At 71.5% G+C, this 19,929-nt stretch carries 16 protein-coding genes and 2 pseudogenes; 7 read left to right on the forward strand and 11 right to left on the reverse strand.

All coding sequences use genetic code 11. The features are described from left to right. Positions 1–129: 129 nt before the first annotated feature. Entirely contained in the window at positions 130–738 is a 609-nt protein-coding gene (locus ACIF6L_RS14345) for a TetR/AcrR family transcriptional regulator (protein WP_396491090.1), read from the reverse strand. A 132-nt stretch (positions 739–870) separates the two neighbouring features. Here ACIF6L_RS14345 and ACIF6L_RS14350 point away from each other — a divergent pair, with 132 nt between their 5' ends. Next, a complete protein-coding gene (locus ACIF6L_RS14350; protein ID WP_396491091.1) occupies positions 871–2,490 on the forward strand; it encodes an APC family permease in 1,620 nt (539 codons plus the stop codon). Positions 2,491–2,495: 5 nt separating this feature from the next. Continuing rightward, positions 2,496–3,380 (forward strand): carbon-nitrogen hydrolase family protein, encoded by an 885-nt coding sequence (locus tag ACIF6L_RS14355; protein ID WP_396491092.1) that lies wholly within the window; start codon positions 2,496–2,498, stop codon positions 3,378–3,380. A 131-nt stretch (positions 3,381–3,511) separates the two neighbouring features. Here ACIF6L_RS14355 and ACIF6L_RS14360 read toward each other — a convergent pair. Beyond that, positions 3,512–3,684: pseudogene (locus tag ACIF6L_RS14360) on the reverse strand (amidohydrolase); the annotation flags it as partial. Positions 3,685–4,342: 658 nt separating this feature from the next. Here ACIF6L_RS14360 and ACIF6L_RS14365 point away from each other — a divergent pair. After that, on the forward strand, positions 4,343–6,640 hold the full coding sequence (locus ACIF6L_RS14365; RefSeq protein ID WP_396491093.1) for a molybdopterin-dependent oxidoreductase: 2,298 nt from the start codon (positions 4,343–4,345) through the stop codon (positions 6,638–6,640). Between the two features lie 134 nt (positions 6,641–6,774). Continuing rightward, positions 6,775–7,326, forward strand: coding sequence for an EF-hand domain-containing protein (locus tag ACIF6L_RS14370; protein ID WP_396491094.1), 552 nt, complete (start codon positions 6,775–6,777; stop codon positions 7,324–7,326). 313 nt (positions 7,327–7,639) lie between these two features. Here the strand turns inward: ACIF6L_RS14370 and ACIF6L_RS14375 are convergent. From ACIF6L_RS14375 to ACIF6L_RS14390, 4 genes and pseudogenes are all read right to left on the reverse strand, one after another. After that, a pseudogene (locus tag ACIF6L_RS14375) lies at positions 7,640–7,907 on the reverse strand (DNA-binding response regulator); the annotation flags it as partial. Between the two features lie 21 nt (positions 7,908–7,928). Further along, on the reverse strand, positions 7,929–8,960 hold the full coding sequence (locus tag ACIF6L_RS14380) for a YncE family protein (RefSeq protein ID WP_396491095.1): 1,032 nt from the start codon (positions 8,958–8,960) through the stop codon (positions 7,929–7,931). A 1,042-nt stretch (positions 8,961–10,002) separates the two neighbouring features. Then, the gene (locus tag ACIF6L_RS14385; RefSeq protein ID WP_396491130.1) at positions 10,003–11,253 is read right to left on the reverse strand and encodes a PP2C family protein-serine/threonine phosphatase; all 1,251 of its coding nucleotides are present in this window, start codon (positions 11,251–11,253) and stop codon (positions 10,003–10,005) included. A gap of 698 nt (positions 11,254–11,951) precedes the next feature. Next, entirely contained in the window at positions 11,952–12,134 is a 183-nt protein-coding gene (locus ACIF6L_RS14390) for a hypothetical protein (RefSeq protein ID WP_396491096.1), read from the reverse strand. Between the two features lie 823 nt (positions 12,135–12,957). Here ACIF6L_RS14390 and ACIF6L_RS14395 point away from each other — a divergent pair. Then, positions 12,958–13,347, forward strand: a complete 390-nt coding sequence (locus tag ACIF6L_RS14395; protein ID WP_329491968.1) for an ATP-binding protein — start codon at positions 12,958–12,960, stop codon at positions 13,345–13,347. A gap of 152 nt (positions 13,348–13,499) precedes the next feature. Here the strand turns inward: ACIF6L_RS14395 and ACIF6L_RS14400 are convergent, their stop codons facing one another. From ACIF6L_RS14400 to ACIF6L_RS14410, 3 genes are all read right to left on the reverse strand, one after another. Beyond that, entirely contained in the window at positions 13,500–13,790 is a 291-nt protein-coding gene (locus ACIF6L_RS14400) for a hypothetical protein (RefSeq protein WP_396491097.1), read from the reverse strand. Between the two features lie 86 nt (positions 13,791–13,876). Further along, positions 13,877–14,521 carry a hypothetical protein gene (locus tag ACIF6L_RS14405; RefSeq protein ID WP_396491098.1) on the reverse strand — a complete coding sequence of 215 codons (645 nt, stop codon included), beginning with the start codon at positions 14,519–14,521 and terminating at the stop codon, positions 13,877–13,879. Between the two features lie 13 nt (positions 14,522–14,534). Then, entirely contained in the window at positions 14,535–15,422 is an 888-nt protein-coding gene (locus tag ACIF6L_RS14410; RefSeq protein ID WP_396491099.1) for an HAD family hydrolase, read from the reverse strand. 877 nt (positions 15,423–16,299) lie between these two features. On the opposite strand from ACIF6L_RS14410, the gene ACIF6L_RS14415 reads away from it, so the two are divergent. Further along, a complete protein-coding gene (locus tag ACIF6L_RS14415; RefSeq protein ID WP_396491100.1) occupies positions 16,300–16,818 on the forward strand; it encodes a hypothetical protein in 519 nt (172 codons plus the stop codon). 431 nt (positions 16,819–17,249) lie between these two features. Here ACIF6L_RS14415 and ACIF6L_RS14420 read toward each other — a convergent pair whose 3' ends face one another. Both ACIF6L_RS14420 and ACIF6L_RS14425 read right to left on the reverse strand, forming a co-directional pair. Further along, positions 17,250–17,828 carry a TetR/AcrR family transcriptional regulator gene (locus ACIF6L_RS14420; protein WP_396491101.1) on the reverse strand — a complete coding sequence of 193 codons (579 nt, stop codon included), beginning with the start codon at positions 17,826–17,828 and terminating at the stop codon, positions 17,250–17,252. A gap of 73 nt (positions 17,829–17,901) precedes the next feature. Further along, positions 17,902–18,792: an SDR family NAD(P)-dependent oxidoreductase gene (locus ACIF6L_RS14425; protein ID WP_396491102.1), complete on the reverse strand. Its 891-nt coding sequence runs from the start codon at positions 18,790–18,792 to the stop codon at positions 17,902–17,904. Between the two features lie 357 nt (positions 18,793–19,149). Between ACIF6L_RS14425 and ACIF6L_RS14430 the strand changes: the two genes are divergently transcribed. Beyond that, positions 19,150–19,743 (forward strand): hypothetical protein, encoded by a 594-nt coding sequence (locus ACIF6L_RS14430; protein ID WP_396491103.1) that lies wholly within the window; start codon positions 19,150–19,152, stop codon positions 19,741–19,743. Positions 19,744–19,929: the final 186 nt, after the last annotated feature.

Raw genomic sequence — 19,929 nt, forward strand, 5'->3', positions numbered from 1 at the left:
CACCCGCGAGGGCGCCCCGATCGACGGCACCGTGACTCTGCCTCCGGCTCCGGCACACCGGAGTCCTCGACCGAGACGGAACCGACAACGCCGGCCTCCGAGCGCTGCGCGCGCGGCGCCGGGATCCCCTCAGGCCCGAACGCCCGGGTCGTGGCCGGTGACGGCGCGGGCGTAGGAGTTCAGTGCGCTGATCACCTCGGTGCGGGTGCGCCGACCGGCGAGCACCTCCATCTGGTAACCGTCCTCCATCGCCACGAAGTTGGCCGCCAGCAGGCGCGGTGGGTCCGGGAGGACGAAGTGGCCCTGCGCCTCGCCGAGGACCAGAATTGCCGAATAGACGGCAATTTGACGTTCCGTCAGGGCGCTGTCCAGTGCGGCGGCCTTCGCGTCACGCAGGCAGCGTGGCCAGTACTCGAAGAGCAGCCTGGTCAGCGCGTCGTCCGGGCCGGTGGCGACGCCGTTGTCGATGCAGGCCCTGAGCTTGTCGCGGGCGTCGGCGAAGCCGTCCGCCGCCTCCTCGCGCCCACGGCTGTAACGCTCGATGGCCTGCTGGTAGGTCTCGTGGACCAGGCCGTCGAGGTCGCCGTAGTAGAGCACGGCGGCCGGCGTGACCCCGGCCTCCTCCGCGATGTCGCGCAGCCGCAGTCCTTCCAGGCCCCGCACCATCAGGGCTCGCTGCACCGCCGCCCCCAGCTCGGCCCGGCGAGCCTCCTTGCCGCTGCCCTTCTTGGCCGCCACTCCCTCTCCCTCCATTGGTTCTGTTGCATCTCAATTTAACAATACCTCCTCAGCTCTTGACTGATACAGCAGCTGTCTCTTAAATCTGCGTTTAACAACTCCCTGTGCCCCCCACCGCCCCAGGAGCCCGCCGTGACACCCGACCCCCGTGCTACCGACGTCAGACCGGGCCCACCACCCACCCCCGCCGGAAAGGGCCTGCGGGCCGGCTCGGTCGGCCTCGCCGCCTCGATCGCGCTCGGCCTCTCCTCCGTCGCCCCGGCCTACAGCATCGCCGTCACCCTGGGCTTCGTGACGCTCGTCGCCGGAGACCTCGCCCCGGCCGCGCTGCTGCTCGGCTTCCTGCCGATCCTGCTCACCGCCTTCGCGTTCCGTGAGCTCAACCGGGAGATGCCGGACTGCGGCACCACCTTCGTCTGGACCACCCGCGCCTTCGGGCCGGCCGCCGGCTGGCTCGCCGGGGGCTGGGTCGCTCAGGCCGCCACCGTCATCGCGATGACCGCTCTCGCCAAGGTCAGCGCCGGCTACCTGCTGGCTCTGCTCGGTCTGCACGCGCTCGCCGACGACGGCGCGACCGTCACCACGACCGCCGTCCTGCTACTGGCCGGTCTCACCGCGATCGCCCACCGCGGCCTGCGCGTCGCGGCCGCCGTCCAGTACGCGCTGCTCGGGCTCCAGTTGATCGCGCTGCTCGGCTTCGGAGCCGTCGCCCTCACCCGGCCCGGCGCCGCCACCCCGTCACTGGCCTGGCTCGACCCGCTCGGCTTCGACGGCTTCGGGCCGTTCGCCCAGGCCGTGCTGCTCTGCCTGTTCATCTACTGGGGCTGGGACGCCCTGATCACCACCAACGAGGAGACCCGGGACAGCGGCCGGGTCCCCGGCCAGGCCGCCGTGATCTCCACCCTCGTCCTGCTGGGGACGTACCTGTTCACCGCCTTCGCCGCACTCTCCTTCGCGGGCTCCGGCACCGACGGCCTCGGGCTCGGCAACCCCGACAACGCCGCCGACGTCCTCGCCACCCTCGCCCCACCCGTCCTCGGTGACGCGCTCGCCCGGGTGATGCAACTGGCCGTCTGCGTCTCGGCCGCCTCCGCGCTGCTCACCTGCCTGGTCGGCACCTCGCGGGGCACGCTCTCGATGGCGGCTCACGGCGCCTTGCCGCGCGCCTTCGCCCGCATCCACCCCCGTCACCTGACGCCGGGCTTCGGCACCGTCTTCTTCGGCGCGACAGCGGCCGGCCTGCTCGTCCTGCTCACCCTGGTGTCGAGCCACTTCCTCGGCGACGCCATCCTCTGCGTCGGCCTGCTCATCGCCTGCTACTACGGCACCACCGCACTGGCCTGCGTCTGGTACTTCCGCGGCCGACTCCGCGACTCCCCGCGGGACCTGCTGCTGCGAGGCGTCCTGCCCCTGTTCGGCGGGCTGCTGATGCTCGCGGCCTTCGCCCGCAGCGCCGCCGACATGTTCGACCCGGGATACGGCAGCACCTCCTTCCACGGCGTCGGCGGGGTCTTCCTGCTGGGCGTCGGCTCCATCGCCGGGGGAGTGGTCGCCATGCTGGTCGTGCGCGCCCGGCTGCCCCGCTTCTTCCGCGACGGCCGCACGGCCGTAGCCCGACTCACCGTCACCGACACCGATGTCCCCGCCCCGGCCACTGCCACGGGCCGTCTCTCTACCACCGCCCGCCCCTCTGCCACCGCCCGCCTCTCTGCCACCGACGCCGACCACCCATCCGACTCCACGGAGGACTGAACACCATGCGCACGCTCGCCATCGCCGCCCTGCAGACCTCGCCCGTCCCCCACGACCTCGAAGCAAGCTGGCAGCGCTTCGCCGACCAGGTCCGCACGACGCGGGCGCTCTTCCCGCACGTCCAGCTCGTCGTCGTTCCCGAACTGCTGCTCGCGGCCGAAGGCCCGCTCCTGCGGCCGGCACCCGCGGACTGGATGGAGCGGGCCGCCGTCACCGTCCCCGGCCCGCTCACCGACCGGATCTGCGCGCTCGCCGTGGAGACCGGCCTCTGGCTCGTCCCCGGCAGCCTCTTCGAACGGGATCCGGCGGACGGGCTCGTCTACAACACCGCCATCGCCGTCTCCCCGCAGGGCGAGATCGCGGCCCGCTACCGCAAGGTCTTCCCCTGGCAGCCGTACGAACGCGCCGCCCCGGGCCACGAGTTCACCGTCTTCGACATCCCCGGTACCGGCCGGGTGGGCCTGGCCGTCTGCTACGACGGCTCGTTCCCCGAGACCTACCGCCAACTCGCCTGGCTGGGCGCGGAGATCGTCATCCAGCCCACCCTCACCACCACCCGCGACCGGGAGATGGAGCTGGTCTGCGCCCGCGCCAACGCCTGGACCAACCAGGTGTACGTGGTCAACGTCAACGCCGCCGACCCGGCCGGCGTCGGCGCCAGCGTCGTCGTGGACCCGGAGGGCATCGTCCGCCAGCAGGCCGGCCCCGGCGAGGAGATCCTGGTCGACGTCCTCGACCTGGACGCCGTCACCCGCGTCCGCCGCCACGGTTCGGCCGGCCTCAACCGCCCCTGGGCCCAGCTCGCCCGCTACGGCGATACCGTCCGGCTCCCCATGTACGGCGGCGGCGGCTTCCGCACGCCGGACTGGTTGCGGGAGGCGGAGGCGTAGGGCGGGACCGCTCCGCCGTCCGGCTCCCCGGCGCGGGCGGGGACGCCGGGGGTGCGCCGGGAATGCCGGGGGATGCCCGGAGCGCCGGGTGCGTCCGCCACCCCGGCGGACGCGCCCGGCGCTCGAGCGACGGCCGCCGGCCGGTCGCTGCCCGCCGCCAGGCTGGCGCCGGCCCGCGCAGGCCGCCGAACGGGTACTGCCAGGCGGCCCGTTCGGGACCGAGGAACGGAATGGTCAGCTCGCCCCTCCGCGGCTCGTGGGCGGCCCGGAGCGGCGGGACGTTGGCGAGCGCGCCGAGCGCGGCAGGTAGCTCGGGTCGACGGCCTGGAGGCGCGCCAGGTGGTCAGCGGGCGGACCGGATGGGGCAGTCGGTCGCGGCGGGTCAGCACGACCACCGTCCCGCCGTCCGTGACCTGCCGGTCGCGTGAGCCCGCGCAGCACACCACCGGCACCGAGGGCATCGTCGGGAGGTAGCGGGAGCATCGTCACACCGCTGGAGCCTGCTAGACCACGACCCGGCGGACCGGCACCGCTCCGTGCGGGTCCACCCGATGGTGCAGCGAGCGGTCCGTGAGGGCGTGCCCGAAAGCCGGGTCGCAGAGCTGGCCGGCGTGGCCGTCGGCCTGCTCCTCGTCGCGTCCCGGAAGTCCGCGGACGAGGCGAACCCGGTGATGTTCTTCCTGGCTGCCCCGGGGGATGAGGGGCCGCACCTGCGTTCTCGCGCTCTCGACTTCCCTCCTGCTGACCCGCTGGCCCGAACGGGCTGGCCACCTGCCGGGCGTCGGTGGGCGCTGCCGTGCGGCCCTTGGAAGGCTCGTCACCTACAGGGTTGGGCGGCGGGCCGCAGGGGGAGCCTGTGTTCTGCGGCCCGCCGAGGGAAGTGGAGCCCGGCGGCGTAGGCAACCGCTGTCCGGGAGCCGGGCAAACATCAGGGCTGGAGTTGATGCACGGTGGAACGACGCATGTCGGTTGCGACGCACTGGGGCAGTTTCATCGCGGTGGTCGATTCTGGCCGGTTGGCGCGCATCGAGCCGAGGAGCGATGACCCGGCGCCGTCGCCCATCGGCCCCGGGATGGTGACGGCCGCCGACGACAGCGCTCGCGTGTTGCGCCCAGCGGTCCGCAGGGGCTGGCTGAACGGTCTGCCGCGCGTCCACGACACGGCCAGGGGCACGGACGCCTTCGTGGAGGTGAGTTGGGACGACGCGATCACCCTGGTGAGCGAGGAACTGAGTCGGGTGCGTGCCCAGCACGGAGACAGCGCGGTGTTCGGCGGATCGTACGGCTGGGCGAGTGCGGGGGCCTTCCACAACGCGCAAGGTCAGCTCCACCGGTTCCTGGCGTTGGGCGGGGGATACACCGACTCGCGCAACACGTACAGCACTGCGGCTCTGGAGGTCATCCTTCCCCATGTGATCGGCGGGGCCCCGTGGAGCTACCAGTCCCGGATGCCGATGTGGGACGAGATCGCCGAGAACTGTGAGCTGGTGGTGGCGTTCGGAGGGCTGGCCCTGAAGAACAGCCAGGTCAACCCGGGCGGGCTGGCCCGGCACCAGACGCAGGAGCTGCAACGGAAGTGCCGAGCGGCCGGGGTGCGGTTCGTGAACGTCAGCCCCATCCGCAGCGACACCGCAGGTTTCCTCGACGCCGAGTGGCTACCCGTCATTCCCAACACCGACACCGCCGCGATGCTCGGCATCGCCCACACGATGCTGGTCAACGGATGGCACGACGAAGACTTCCTGCGCCGGTGCTGCGTCGGGTTCGACCGCTTCGCCTCCTACCTGGTCGGCGACCTGGACGGCGTCCCGAAGGACGCTGACTGGGCGGCGACGATCACGGGCATCAGCCGCGACACGATCACCGACCTCGCGCGCCGCCTCACCACGCAACCTTCCCTCATCATGGTCAACTACGCGATACAGCGGGCGGACCACGGCGAACAGCCAGTCTGGATGTCGGTCGTGCTGGCTGCCATGGCGGGCTCGATGGGGCGGCCCGGCTGCGGCTGGGGCGCGGGCTACGCGACGATGGACGCGACCGGTGTCGCCCCCGGCCGGCCCTCCGTGGCGTCGATTCCCCAGGGTCCCAACCCTGTTGCGGAGTTCATCCCCGTCGCACGGATCGCCGACACCCTGCTGCATCCGGGCAAGACCATCGACTACGACGGCCGGCGCCTCACCCTGCCCGAGCTTCGCCTGATCTACTGGTGCGGAGGCAACCCGTTCCACCACCACCAGGATCTCCACCGGCTGGCGCGCGCCTGGCAGATTCCTGACACGGTGGTGGTGCACGAAGCCTGGTGGAACACCACGGCCAAGTTCGCCGACATCGTCCTTCCCGTCGCCACCAGCCTCGAGCGCGACGACTTCGCCGCCGGGTTCTCCGACCCTCACCTCGTCGCGATGCCGAAGGTCCGCGAGCCGGAGGGTGAGTCGCGCACGGACCACCACATCTTCACCGCCCTGGCCTCCCGGCTCGGATACGAGCAGGAGTTCACGAAGTCGCGCTCCGAGATCGAATGGGTCCGGCACCTCTACGAGCAGACGAGGGCCAACCTCGGCGACGACACCGCCTTGCCAAACTTCGACGACTTCTGGCGAAGCTCCACCGCTGAGCTGCCGGCGCTGAGCGGACCGTTCCCCGGCAGCTTCGAGGCGCTGCGCTCAGATCCGCAGCGGTTCCCCCTGACGACGCCGTCGGGTCGGATCGAGATCTTCTCCGAGGAGATCGACTCGTTCGGCTACGACGACTGCACCGGGCATCCGGCGTGGTTCGAACCGGTGGAGTGGCTCCGTGGCGGCCTGTCGGACCGATTCCCCCTGCACCTGATTTCGAATCAGCCGGCCTCGCGTCTGCACAGCCAGTACGACAACGGCGGCCACAGCCTCAAGTCGAAGATCCTTGGTCGTGAGCCCGTGACGATCAATCCGCTGGACGCCGCGTCCCGCGGCATCGAAAGCGGCATGATCGTGCGGGTCCACAACGATCGGGGCAGTTGCCTGGCGGGCGCAGTCCTGTCGGACGACGTCATGCCAGGCGTCGTCCAGCTGTCCACGGGAGCGTGGTGGGATCCGGTCCGGCCGGGCCTGAGCGGAACCCTGGACCGCCACGGCAATCCGAACTCCCTCACCGCGGATCGAGGCTGCTCGCGCCTGTCCCAGGGGCCGAGTGCGCACAGCGCGCTGGTCGACGTCGAGGTCTACGACGGCCCTCTTCCGGAGGTGCTCGCCTTCATGCCGCCACACCTCGAACGTTGACACGAAGAACTCCCGACCCCGTCGGCGCGTGTCCCGGGTTCGCCGTCGTCAAGCGCGCGGCCACTGGCCGGCCCGCCGGGATACCCCACTCACCCGTTTGCGATTGGGTAACCGAATGAATACTGTGCGCAGTCATGAGTGCACTTCGAGACCTCAAGTACGGCCAGTGGTTCAGGGGCGCCGACACCGACGGCGACGGGTTCATCACCCGGCAGGACGTCCGTGCGATGAGCGAGCGCTACATCGCCGCCCGGGGCACCGCGCCCGACTCCGCGACCGCCCGCCGGCTCACCGACGGGATGGACGAGTTCTGGACGAACGTGATCGCCCCGATGGACCAGGACGGTGACGGAAAGGTCGATCTGCGGGAGATGACCGAAGGCTTCAAGCGGGTCCTGACCGACCCTGCCCGGTTCCCGGAACAGATCGAGCCGGTCACCAACTGCTTCTTCGACCTCGTCGACCTCAACGGAAACGGCAAGATCGAGCAGGCGGAGTTCCAGCTGATGTTCAACTCGATCTCAGGCGTTCCCGGCGAGGACTGCGCCGAGGTCTTCGCCGCCTTGGACCGGGACGGCTCCGGCGCGCTGGACCGCACCGAGTTCCACCAGGCGGTCTCGGAGTTCTTCTACGGCGACGACCCGGACGCTCCTGCCAACCACCTGTTCGGCAGGGCCACCGCCTGACAGCCCCGGATACGGCCCGGGACCCGATGGCCCACCCCTGCTGGTGTGTGGGCCATCGGCGTCGAGGCCACGGGCCAGGCAGTTTCTGGCGGCGCCTTCGGAGGGTATGGCGCGCCGCTGACGCGGCCTCGGCCTTGGGGGCCAACGGCGCCCCGAGGCGAACCTGGACCTCGGAACCACTGAGCATGTCCAGAGCGGCCACCGATCGGGTGACAAAGCCGCGATCGGTGCCAGCACCACCGAGCACGATCACGCTGGTCCGGCAGCCGTCACGCGTTCCCGGTCGGTGATGCCGTCGACCACGGCCCGGCGGGTAGGGGCGGCGGCTAGGGGCGGCGGGTTCGGGCCGTGCCGCGAACTCCTCGATGAGACGGCGGGTGACGCTCGGAGCTATGAGGGCGTCTCCGGCGGTGACAACCCTGATCCCGTCGGGATGGTCTTCAGCGGCATGTCCTTGACGAGGAGCCTCTCGCTCCGGCGCGGAGCGGGCCATAGTCGTACTCGTCGTCGTCGAAAGTGGTGAGGACGAGGACGCGGGTCTTCGACTCCGGATCCGCGTTGATCCGGTGGGTGGCCTCGATGACGGAGCGCTCGTGCCGCCGTCACAGCCGGCCGACGGCTACCCCCATGGTGTCGCCCGCGCCGACGGTGATGGAAGTCACCGCGTCGGTCGCCGTGTTGATCGCGAACACCGTCCCCTCGGGTGTCCCGTTGCCGTAGGAGCCCACCACATAGGCGCTCTTTCCGTCGGGGGTGAGGCCCACCTCCGACGGACGGAAGTACCTGCCCGACCCGGTGGACGGCGGGATGTCGCCGATCGGGATGGTCTTGGTGACCTTGTTGGTCTTCAGGTTGATCACGGACACCTTGCCCTGAATGATCTTGTTGTCGACGCCGACCACGTAGGCCCGCTTGCCGTTGGGGCTGATCGCTAGCCCGCCCGTGCCGGCGCCGGTGATGGTGCGGACGATCTTCTGCTTCGCGAGGTTGATGACCGAGACGTTGCCGCTGTTGCCGGTCGCGTAGAGGCGCTTGCCGTCCGGGCTGATCGCCATGCCGTTGGCCGCTTCGGTGAGGCGGATGGTGGCGATGAGCTGGTTGTCGGCGGTGTTGATGACGGACAGGCTGCCCTTGCTGTCGGCCACGTAGAGGCGCTTGCCGCCGGGATCGATCGCCACCTGGTCGGGCCTGCTGACGTTGATGGTGGCGGAGGCCTGGTTGGTGGCGGTGTCGATCACCGACACCTTGTCCCCGTCGACGGGGTTCTGGACGGCCACGTAGACGTGCTTGCCGTCCGGGGCCATCGCTTCCCCGTAGAGGATGTCGGGAGAGAGCTCGTCCTTGTCGAAGGGGATGTCCGTGACGCTCTTCTTGCCGATGTTGATCGCCGACACGTACTTGAAGGCGTTGGTCACGTAGAGACGGGTGTTGTCAGGGGTGATCGCCACCTGGTCGGGGCCGCCACCGACGGCGGTGGTCCCGAGCCCCTGGACCTTGTTGGTCCTCGTGTCGATCGGGTACACGTGCCCGTCGAGGCTGGTGACGTACGCGTATTCCTGTTGCTGCGGCGGCGGCTTCGGGGCAGCCGTGGCAGGCGCGGGCGCCAGGAGTGCCAGTCCTGACGTGATGGCCACCGCGATGGTTCGGCGTACAGCGGGTCGCTGAAAGTGCACGTGGACCTCCGGATCGACGTGATGGTCTCTCGCGCCATCAGATGTACCGCGCCACCTGTCCGGTCGTCTGCTGGCCAGCAGGTCAATCCCCTGAAAGGGTGTCAGCCCGAGCAGCACACGACGTGGGTGCCGTATTCCCTGGTCCCTCGACCGTCACCTTGAGCGCACCCAGGGAATACGGCACGCGAGGAATAGGCACCCTCCGCCGGTATGACGAGCGGTACCGCATCGGACGCATGGGCCGGCTTCGGTACCGGAGCGAAGCCATGCCCGCGGAACTCGGCACCGCGCTGGACGTCGAGGCGGGACTCCAACAGACCCTGGGTCAGGAGGCATGTCAGGCGTGCGATCGCTCGCGGCCGGGGAGGCGGCGACCCCGCCGCGATCGAGCGCCTGCTGTTCCTTCCCCGGTACGAGGCGGCGTACCGGAGGGTCCTCGACGCCCACCGGCCGCGCATCCTGCCCCTTCAGGTCGGCTTGCGCGAAGCACCGGAGGTCGCCTGCGAGATGGCCGCCGCGATCACCGACCGCCTCCGCGCCCCCAGCCCGCGCACCCTGCCCCAGCAACCTCGACGAGATGAGTCCCCTGTGCCCTTCCTGACCGACCGCCCGCGCGAGGGCACGATGATCGACGCCTCCGACACGTCCTTCATCCCCGACGCGATCTTCTTCCCGGACCGTGGTGCGGGCGCTGCGCCCCCGCACCACGGTCCCCTTCCACGTCCACCCGATGGCTCACCGCCCGGCCGGGCTGGCCGCCGCGGTGCAGCGGATCCCCAGCGTCGATCCCCAGCGTCGACCGCTGCTGGCGGATCACGGTGGGCTCGTCGAGGACGGCGTCCTGGTCGGCACCGACCACGACTGCGACCAGGAGGACGGCCCCGACACCGGCTGGGACGGTCGAGTCGAGCCCGGGCGCCCCGTAGCGGTGGCTGTCCCGGTGCGGTTCACGCGCCGGCCGGGCCGCTGCCGGAATGGCCTGGGCCTCAGCGCACGTCCGGGGTCATGGTCGGGGTGCGGGTCGTTTCGTTTCTGCGGGTTCTGAGGCGTCGGTGAGGTCGGCGCCGGTGGCGGCGTCGCGCTGGGTGTTGCGGGGGCCGTGCCAGTCCAGGCACATGACGGTCGCGTCGTCGTCCAGGTGGCCGTGGCCGGCGTCGAGGATCGCCCCGATGAGGGTGCGGGCGGCTTCCCGGGGGTGCAGGGCGCGGGTGCGGACGATCAGGTCCGGAAGGTGGAGGTTCTGGGCGTTGCGCTCCAGCATGCCGTCCGTCAGCATCACCAGCCGGTCCCCGGGCCGCAGGTCCAGGGACTGCACCCGGTAGGTGTTGGTGGGGGCGGCCCGCAGTCCGAGGCCGAACGGCGGATCGATTTTCGGGACGATCTCCCGCACTTCTCCGTCGCGCAGCCGCAGCGGCCAGGGGTGCCCGGCGTTGACGAACTCGGTGGTGCCGTCGAGCAGGCTGATGCGCAGGAGCTGGCCGGTGACGTAGCCCTGGCGGCTGTGGTCCCGCATGGCCTGGTCGGCCTGGCGCGCCTGTTCGTCGAGGCCGGCACCCGCCCGTCGGGCCCGGCGCAGGGCGCCCACCACGAGGGTGGCCAGCAGCGCGGCGCCGACGTCGTGGCCCATGGCGTCGGTCACGGACAACTGGACGGTGTCCCGGTCGATCACGTAGTCGAAGGTGTCGCCGCCGACGTGGTCGGCGGGCTCCAGTGCCCCCGCGACCGCGAACTGCGCGGCCTCGCACGCCAGCGACGCCGGAAGCAGCCGGTGCTGGATCTCGGCGGCCAAGCTCAGTGGGACGGTGCGTCGGCCCCACTGGTACACGTCGGTGAAGGACCGGTTGGCGATGATGATGTACGCCAGCGCGTGCGCGCTCTCGCCGATCTCCCGCATCACCTCGGGGTTCGGTGCGGCGGGCAGGAACAGTTCGAGGAGCCCGATGGCGTCCCCGCGGTTGGTCACCGGGACGATGATCCGCGCCAGCTCTGCGGCACCTGTTTGCTCCACGCTCGGGCGTTGGCTGCGGATCACGTCGTCGTACGGGGTGCCCCGCACGGGGATGCGCTGGGCCGGCTCGCCGGTCTTGACGCTGCCCGCGGCGCCCAGTCGCACGACTGAGCTGCCGGTGAAGTCGATGATCAGGAAGGACACGGACGATGCCCCGAGGCGCTCCTTGAGGATGCGCGCGACCACGTCCAGGGACTCCACGGGCGCCGCGGCCTCCGCAGCCTCCAACATCCCCGCCAGAGTCATCGCCCTGCCCAGAGGGCTCCCGCCCTCAGCAGGACGGGGCGAGCACCCGTCGTCCTCCTCCGGCTTCCTTGCGGTCACGGTGACTCCTCACTGCTCGACGACGCTCAGGACCCCGGCCCCGGTGGGCGAAGGATTCGCTCCGGGCCCGCGGGTCGCATTGCACCACGGGATTGCCGGGTCCCGAGGCCCACCGCTCCGAGGCTTTCGCATGCCCTCCCGAGGGCCGGCGAGGTGGCTACCAGACGACCTGTCCGTCCCTCCCGGCCGGCGCGTCGGCGGCTTCGCTTCCTGGCGCACCACCGTCACATACCCCATGGACAGCCACACCAACAGGGCCCCCGTGCGCCTGCTGCTCACGTCTGAGGGCCAGGACCGGGGGGCCGACTCTCCTCCTCGGCCAGGGCCTCGACATCCTGGACATCCGGCAGTCCCTCAGTTGGTGCACCCACGGCGTTCGCGTGCCCACCGTTCTTCTCCCTTTTGGCTCAGCTGATTCTGCGGGTCAGGCCGTACTGTCGAAGTTCCGAGAGAGCCCCAGCCGGCCGCCGCGCTGTCCGTACCCTGGAGCCGGCGGCCGACAGCGTCTGCGGCAGGCGGCCGCCGGCACCTGAGACGTACACACCTTGGTCAGCCGGTGGGCGCCGGCTGACCTCCGGCGGCCAGGCGCGCGGGGCGGACCCACCGGCCGGGTGATGGGGTCAGTGGGTGGCGCTCGTGGAGGTGTGCAGGCGGGGGAGTGCGTCGCGCAGGGCGTAGAGGTCGTCGATCGTGGCTTGTTCGGCGAGGCGGGCCAGCAGGCGGCGCAGGACGTGGTCGTCGCGGTCGTGGACGGCTTCGGCGATGCCGCGCAGCACCGGTTCGAGTTCGGGTCTTATGCTCATCGTCTCTCCTGTTCCGCCGAGGTGGTGGGGCCTGTTCGGACGTGTGCCCGTTGCGGGTGGGGGCATGCGTGGGGCCGCCGGGAGGCGGAGATGGCGCGGCCCTTCCGGCGGCGCCGGGGAAGTGGGGGGCCGCGGGTCAGCGGTCGTCGAGCCCCAGCCTGGGTGGCGGCTCTGGCGGTTGCCGGTCCCTTGCCCGGCGGTTGCGCGGTCGCGGGCTGTGGAGGCGGCGGCGAGGGGCAGGCGGGTGGCGATGGCGCCGGCTTTGCGGGAGTTGCGGGGGTGCCCGGGGACCCCCAGCAGCGCCCGCTTCCACGGCCACTCCCCGCCCTGTTCGGCGAGCTGCCCGGGGGGGCCTCCCGCCGGGCCTTCTGGGTGATTGAGCCCGGCGCCCACCGCGAGGCGCGACACCACCACCTCCCCACCCCCGGGGCCGGCCTTTACGGCCTCCACCGGCTCCCCGCGCGGGCGGGGCACCCGGGGGATGCCGCTCCCGCTCCACGACCCGGGCGAGCGCGGCGACGCCCTGCCGGAAGCGGCCGGTGCGGGACCCCTCGGCTTCGCCTCGGCCGCGGCCTTCGCGGCCACCGACTCCGGCTCCTCCTCGATGCCGATCGCCCACAGCAGGTCGGCCTCGTTCAGCGCCCGGCCCCGGTCCGCAACGTCAGCAGGCGCAACGAGCAAACCGTTCACGCGCATGGAAGGGGCGGACGCGGGGGACCGGCGTGGGCAGCGGGTTGATCGTGGCGGGGTTGGCGCTCTCCTGGCGGGGCACAAGGTTCGGGCAGGATGGAGCGGGGTTGGCGACGCAGGAAGTAGGTGAATGATGGGCATGGTGAGCGTTGAGGTCGCGGCCCTCGGTTCGGGCTCGTGTGTCGCGGCCGCGCGCGAGAGAGCGCGCGGGTTCCTCGACGGCCTCGTCCCGGCGTCCGCGCCCGAGGCTGCGGAGACGGTGCTTCTCGTCGTCTCGGAGCTCGTCACCAATGCCCTGCGCCATGGCGGCGGCACGTTCACTCTGGACCTGACCGCGCAGGCGGACGGTGTGGAGGTGGCCGTGCACGACCGCAGCTCGCGGCTGCCGCGCATGCGGACCCCGGACCTCGACGGCGGCGCCGGGGGTTTCGGCTGGCCCATGGTCAACCGTCTTGCCCGTGCGACCGCTGTCGTACGTCGGGAGGGCGGCGGCAAGACCGTCAGTGCCCTGCTCGCCCGGTAGCGGCGGGACGGTCGTTCGAGACGGCCTCGGGCACCGCGCAGGGTGCAGTATCGGCGCGCCCGTCGAGCCGGCCCGCTGGGATGTTCGGGCGCGGCGTCAGTGGGATGCGGCTTCCTGCCAGCGGTTGCTTGGAGGAAGAGTCGCAGGTGAGGCTATCCGGCAGGGGCTGGAACGCCCATCGGCGAGCGGGTTTCGTAGCCGTTGGCCGTCCACTCGGCGCCGGAGATCGGCAGCGCCGGACCGTCCACCACCACGTACCGGCTCGGGTCGCTGCCGGACCGGACGGACACCACCAGGCCGGAGGAAGGACTGCCCTGGCGGGCACCCTTCAGCCAGGAGGTCTGCACTCCGAGGGCCGGCCGGGTGCGGTACCCGTCACCGGACCGGACCGGACCGGACCGGTCCGAGCCGGAGATCGGCAGCGCCGCGCCGTAGACGGCCACGTATCGGCGGCGTGGGACTCACGTGTCGTTTCTCTCTGTGAGCGCCTGGGCCGGGTCGGGCTGGGCGACATCCGCAGTGCGGCCGGTCAGGTCGGTGTGGGCCAGCTCCGGAGGAGCTTGCGGGCGGCTCCGCTGTTTCCGAGCTGGTAGACGGCGACGGTGGCTGGGCGGACGGTGAAGGCGTCGAACGGCTCGGCCTCGATGGTTTTGAGGTCGTCGAGGGTGGCGAAGCCTACGGTGATGTGAGCGGTGTACCGGTCGGGCCCGATCTGGTGGGGGACGTAGCCGGCGACCCAGTCGAGGGTGCTCTGGCTGATGCCCTCGCCGGGGTCGGTGACGAAGGCAGCGGCCGTGCCGCCGGACTCGGTGAAGGGGGTGATCGCGGCCAGCAGCGCGGCCTGGAAGTCGAGGACCTGGGGGCCGGGGCGCAGGAGGATGACCGCGAGGCCCTGTCCGGGCACGCCCCAGTCGGCGTGCCTGATGGCGACGGCCCGGTAGGACAGGGTGCGCGTGTCGGTCGCGGCCAGGGTTCGGTGGACCGCCTGGTAGGCGTCGTCCAGGTCGGTTGTCCGGACGTAGCGCTGGAGGGTGGTGATGTGGGGTTGGTGGGAGGCGTCCAGGGCGAAGCCGTCCGGGACGCTCTGGCGCATCCGGGCGTTCCAGGCGTGGGCGTGCCGCATGGTTGTCTCGTCCGGGTTGACGAGTATGTCGACGGCGGTCAGGTCGTCCACCGCGTCCTCCTGGTCAGAACAGGGTCGTCCAGTCGCTCTTCATGCTCACCACGGTCCAGCCGAGCCGCTCGGCCGTGGTGAGTGAGGCCTCGGCGCCCTTGGTGTAGGCGTGCTCGCGCTGGTCGTCGTCGTGGCGGACGAGCAGTGCGAACGCGGCGCTGGTGAGCATCTCGATGTCGACGTCGGCGTTGCCGCCCGCGAAGGCGGGCAGCCGGCCGGTGTGGGCGAAGATGTGCTCGGGTTTGCCCGGCCCCAGGTCCAGGCCGCCCAGCAGCTCGGGGGAGCGGACGAGCCCGCCGCCGGTGTAGGTGTAGGCGGCCGCCGAGCCGATGACGTCCTCCTTGAGGATTCCCCAGGTCTCCTCGGAGAACACGCGCATGAAGTCGCGGCCGCCGCCCGAGCAGACGAACACCCGGAACCCGCATTCCCGCAGGAGGTCGAACAGCTCCAGCATCGGCCGGTAGACCAGCTCCACGTACGGGACACCGAATTGCGGGTCCCGCACCGTCCTGGTCCACTCCCGCACCCGCGCGTCGAACTCTTCGGGCGTCGTGCCCGCCCACGACCGGGCGAACGCCTCCAGCAGGGTCGCCACCGTCTCGGGTTCCTGCGTCGCCACGCCCTCGAAGAACGCCCGCTCCCGCTCGATCAGCGCCTTGTACGGCTGCCGCTCCGCGAGCGACGGGTCGGCCTTCGCCTCCTCCTCCCAGGCGCGGAACACGAAGTCGAACTGCGGTGGCAGCGGCTGCTCGACCCACAGCGTGCCGTCGTTGTCGAACGTGGCGATCCGGTCGGCCGGCTCGACGAACGCCGTCCCCGGTGTCGTCGCCTCGTGGAGGTAGTCCATGATCGCTCGCCTGGCCGGGCCCTCGCTCCAGCTCGCCAGCACCTGACCGGTCATGGGCCACTCCTCGGCTTGGCGGTCGCGTCGCCCTCGAACGGCGACTCGGGGGCGTCCATAAGGCCATGGTTACTCCGGACGGCACCGGGCGCCGCTCGGACAGGTGTCGTGTTCTCACCGCATCTGTCGTCGTCTGCACGCTCGGACAACGACGCCCGGCATCGTGGCCTACGTGCGAAAAAGCCGCTGACCCGCGCGGTCAACCCTCGGAGACACAAACAGCAGTCCGTCCATCTTCGAGGGCAATCGATCAAGGTTCGATGGCACAGGAGACGTGGTGGACTCCTCGATGGCCGGCCTCCCACCGTGGAGACGGCGCCGGACACCTTGACGAATCTCGTGAGGCCGGGGCCGGGCACCTTGACGGCGCCCCGGAGTCCGGGCCCGGCCCGGCCCGGCATGGCGCGGGCCGGGCCGGCGGGCAGGACTACAGATCCCAGGCCCCGCACTGGGTCCTCGAGGTCGGCCAGGCGGGCAGCGCCGGCCTTCACGCCGGTCGGCATCCGCCGCACCATCGGGTGGCCGTCGGCATCGGCCTTGAGGTCGCGTACGCGCTGGCGGGCGGCCCGCTCGCGGGTGTCGGCCAGGACGAACAGCAGCCTCGGGAGGGCCGGGTAGTGCTGCTGCCGGGCCGGAAGCACCAGCCGATCAGCTTGGAGGGGATGACCGCCCTGTCCCCGGAGGTTCGACGTGTGCTCGTCCGGGTGACCGCTTCGTCGTCCGGGTGTCTGAACCGCTGGTCGTGTGCGGAGCGTTGTCAGGTACGGGGCCGCTGAACGGGGCTCCGGACCATCGGTGGGGCGGGGAGGGGTACCGCGCCGCCATGAACTGTAGGCCCGGGAGCGGTCGGGAACGCTCCGGGGCGAGGAGGAACGCCATGACCATCCGCAGGACGTCCGAACGGCTCGTCGCACTCGCAATCGCCGCGACCGCCCTGGCCGGCGGCATCGGCCTCACCACCGCCACCAGCGCGTCGGCCGACGCCGTCGACCAGGAGTGGAAGTGCACGCGGAACCCGCGTGGCTGGGACCACATGGACTGGCGCACCTGTCTGCTCCCCGGCGACTCGCTGGTCTCCGGTAACGGCGATCAGCGGCTCGTCTACCAGAACGACGGCAACCTCGTGCAGTACGACGAGGGCGGCCACGCGGTCTGGACCACCGGGACCGCCAACACCACGCCGGGCAGGGTCATCATGCAGTCGGACGGCAACCTCGTCGTCTACGACCGCTCCATGCGCGCCCTGTGGGCCTCCGGAACCGCTCTCGGCTGCAACCCGCCTGTCAACTGGCTGCGCCTGCAGAACGACGGGAACCTGGTCATCTATCGTCCCCACGACGACGGTCCGTGGACCGCGGTCTGGTCCCGGCTGAACGGCCGCGTCGGCACCTGCTGACCCGACCCGGACGGGCCGGACACCGGGCGCCGGCGGCGGGGGCCGCCGGCGCCCGCCGCCTGATGTCCGCTGTCGGGCTGTCTGCCTCCTGGGCCTGGCGGTGCGGTCTGTGGTGGCTGCTGCTTTCCTGTGTCTCGGCCCCTGACGTGTCGCGGGGTGCGACGCGAGACTGCGTGTTGCACCCCTGAACCGGGCCTCTACCTCTGCTGGATGGCTGGCAGGCCGTGTTGCGGCGGGTGCGTTGCACCCTTGTCGGCGGTCACGGAGTTCCCCGACTTCGACCGTTTCCGCGCGTCACGGAGCTCCCCACCCTCGTGGTCACGATGTCCCCAGGGGGACGGCGATCGCAGTCCGGTGCGCCGCACAGGTGGTGGCAGCAGGTGCGGATCACCCCGGTACGGATCATCCCGGTCGGTGCGCGGGCGGTGTTCTCACGCGTGCTGTGGCGTGGCGTGCAGTCCTTCGAGGAGCGTGGCCAGGTAGCGGTGGGCGGTGTCGATCCGGGCGGCGGGTTCTCCGCCGTGGACGGTGACGGCGTGGGCGATGCCGCACATGAGCGGGACGAGATCGGTGGCGGCCAGGTCAGGTCGGACCGCTCCGGCATCGCGAGCCCGGTCGAGGAGTGCGGTGCCGACCGACCGAAGCGTCTCCTTGAGTTCCGTGGTGCGCGGCAGGGTGTCGGTGGCTGCCGCGGTGACCGGGGCGAGGGACGCGTCGGTGACCTGCGCTTCGACGGTGCGGAACAGGAAACCTTCGAGGGCGTGCCAGGGGTCGGTGCCGGCCAGAGCCTGCCGGCCGTGGTCGGCCAGGGCTTCCAGGCAGGGAGCGGCGACGGTCTCCAGTAGCGCCTCGGGGGTGGCGAAGTGCCGGTAGACGGTGCCGACTCCGAGTCCGGCGCGGCCGGCGACGTCGTTCAGCTGCAAGGGTGTGCCCTGGTCGACCAGTACACGGGCGACCGCGACGATCCGGTCCCAGTTGCGTGCCGCGTCCTTGCGCAGGGGCATCGTCATGGGGGACATGCTAACCGGATTCTCCATCCGGATGGCGCCGGGTCCGCCGCCGGCACCCGCACCGCCTGGCGGGTCAGGCGGCGGTGAGGGGTGCGTACCGTTCACTGAGCCGGCGCACGTCCTGGGCGATGCGGGGGTCGGTGGCTGCGCGCAGCGGCGTCACCGGGCGCGCCTGGGCCCCGATGACGATACCGGTCCGGCCCGCGAGGGCTTCGTCGGTGGCGGCGACGATCGAGGACCGGGCGGCCACGGACGCCGGGCCCGAGGTGGAGCGGTCGAACTTGCGGCGCACCAGCGGCCACAGCAGTCGCAGGGCCGGTGAGACGATCTTCGGGTCGGTCATGGTGCCGTTGGTCATGTCGGTCGCGGCGCCTCCCGGGTCGGCGGCGAAGACGGAGGTGGCCGTGCCCTTCAGTCGGTTCGCCAGGTCGAGCGTGTAGGCGAGGTTGGCGAGCTTGGCGCGGCCGTACCAGTGGAAGCCGTAGTAGCCGCCGGGCGGCTCGACGGCGTCGAAGGCCTTCTTCGCGAGCCCGACCGCGCCCGAGGTCACGTTCACGATCCTGCTCGGCGCCCCGACTGTCAGCGTGGGCAGCAGCAGTTCCGTCAGCAGGTACGGCGAGAGGTGGTTGACGAGGAACGACGCTTCGATGCCGTCCAGGGTCCGTCGCTGCGGGAACATCGCGCCGACGTTGTTGACCAGCACGGTCAGCGGGTCACCGGAGGCGGCGTGCTCGGCGGCGATCCGATCGGCGAGCGCGCGCACCTGGTCGAGCGAGCCGAGGTCGGCGGCCAGGAACCGTCCGGGATGCGCCGGGTTCGTTGCGTTGATTCGGCCGACCGCCCGGGCGCCGCGGTCGGCCTCGCGGCCGACCACGGTGACCGAGAACCCGGCGTCGGCCAGTCCCAGGGCCGTCTCCAGCCCGATGCCGGCCGTCCCCGCTGTGACCACAGCTGTCTTCGCCATGTGCCCCTCCACTCCGATATCCGGATAGTTCATCCGCTTGCTGGGACGGTAGCATAGAAACGGATGAACTATCCGAATTAGAGTTGTCGGGCGGCGGACAGGCGATGCCGGGCGCCATGAAGCCGCGCCGATCCGAGCACGCCGGACAGCCCGGGCGCTCATCCGCCACTGCCCCCGGGCGCCTGGGGAATCGCGTCACCCTGGCCTGGGGATCACGTGACCGTCGACACCTCCCCGGCCGGCATCGCAGGAGCGGCGGGCCGGCGAGGCGCTGGCGGCCAGTTCCCGAACCGCGGCCGAGGGTTGACGCTCACGCAGGGCACCGTCGTGACGAGAGCAGAGGGAGTACCTGGGGGAGTGCCGCGGACGACAGAGCACCTGCCGCACGATCCGTACCTCGACGCCGTGATCCGAGCGGTCCGCGAGGCCGGCTACGACACCGGCCCGCACCGCTCCACCGACTACGTCACCGACGACGGAGAGGCGATGCTGCGGGAGGCGTTCATCGACCTGGGCGAGGACGACCAGGACGACGAGGACGAGCCCGTACGAACGGCGCTCGCCCGGCGCCAGATCACCGGCTGGCTCGGCAGCGACTACGACGGCCACGGCCGCCACGGCCGCCACGAGCACGCCGACGAGGCCTTCGCCGACGACGGCGCGCTGCCGGCCCCGCCGCCGTCGCCGACTTCGTCCGTGCCTGGTTCAACGGGCCCCCGGGTGTCGCCGACACCCGGGGGCCGACGGCACCACGCCATCCGATGGCCCGCTGCCCGCCACGCTCGCCACGGCCCTGGAGAACGGCGACGTCACCGCGGACCTCGCCCGCCGGCTCGCTACCTACGGGTCAGCGGCCTGACCACCCGGCTGAGCGGCGGGCCGACGCACCCCCCACCTCGCCGCCCGCCCCGGCCCCGGCCGCCTGGCCCGGCGCGAGTCGGGACTTCGTGACGCCGGGCCGTGAGACTACCCGCGATTCCCCCGGTGGCAGGGCTGTACCAAGGGTCGGTGTCACGAAAGGGCGATCGGCGTAGGTGCGCTGTCAGGTGATCGGCCCGGCGGGGCACCGCCTGGGGGCACCCCCCCGCCGGGGTCCGGCCCGGCGGGTCGGGCTGTCCGGCTTTGCAGGGCTCCTGC

Source organism: Kitasatospora sp. NPDC086009 (assembly GCF_044540385.1).
GTDB lineage: Bacteria > Actinomycetota > Actinomycetes > Streptomycetales > Streptomycetaceae > Kitasatospora.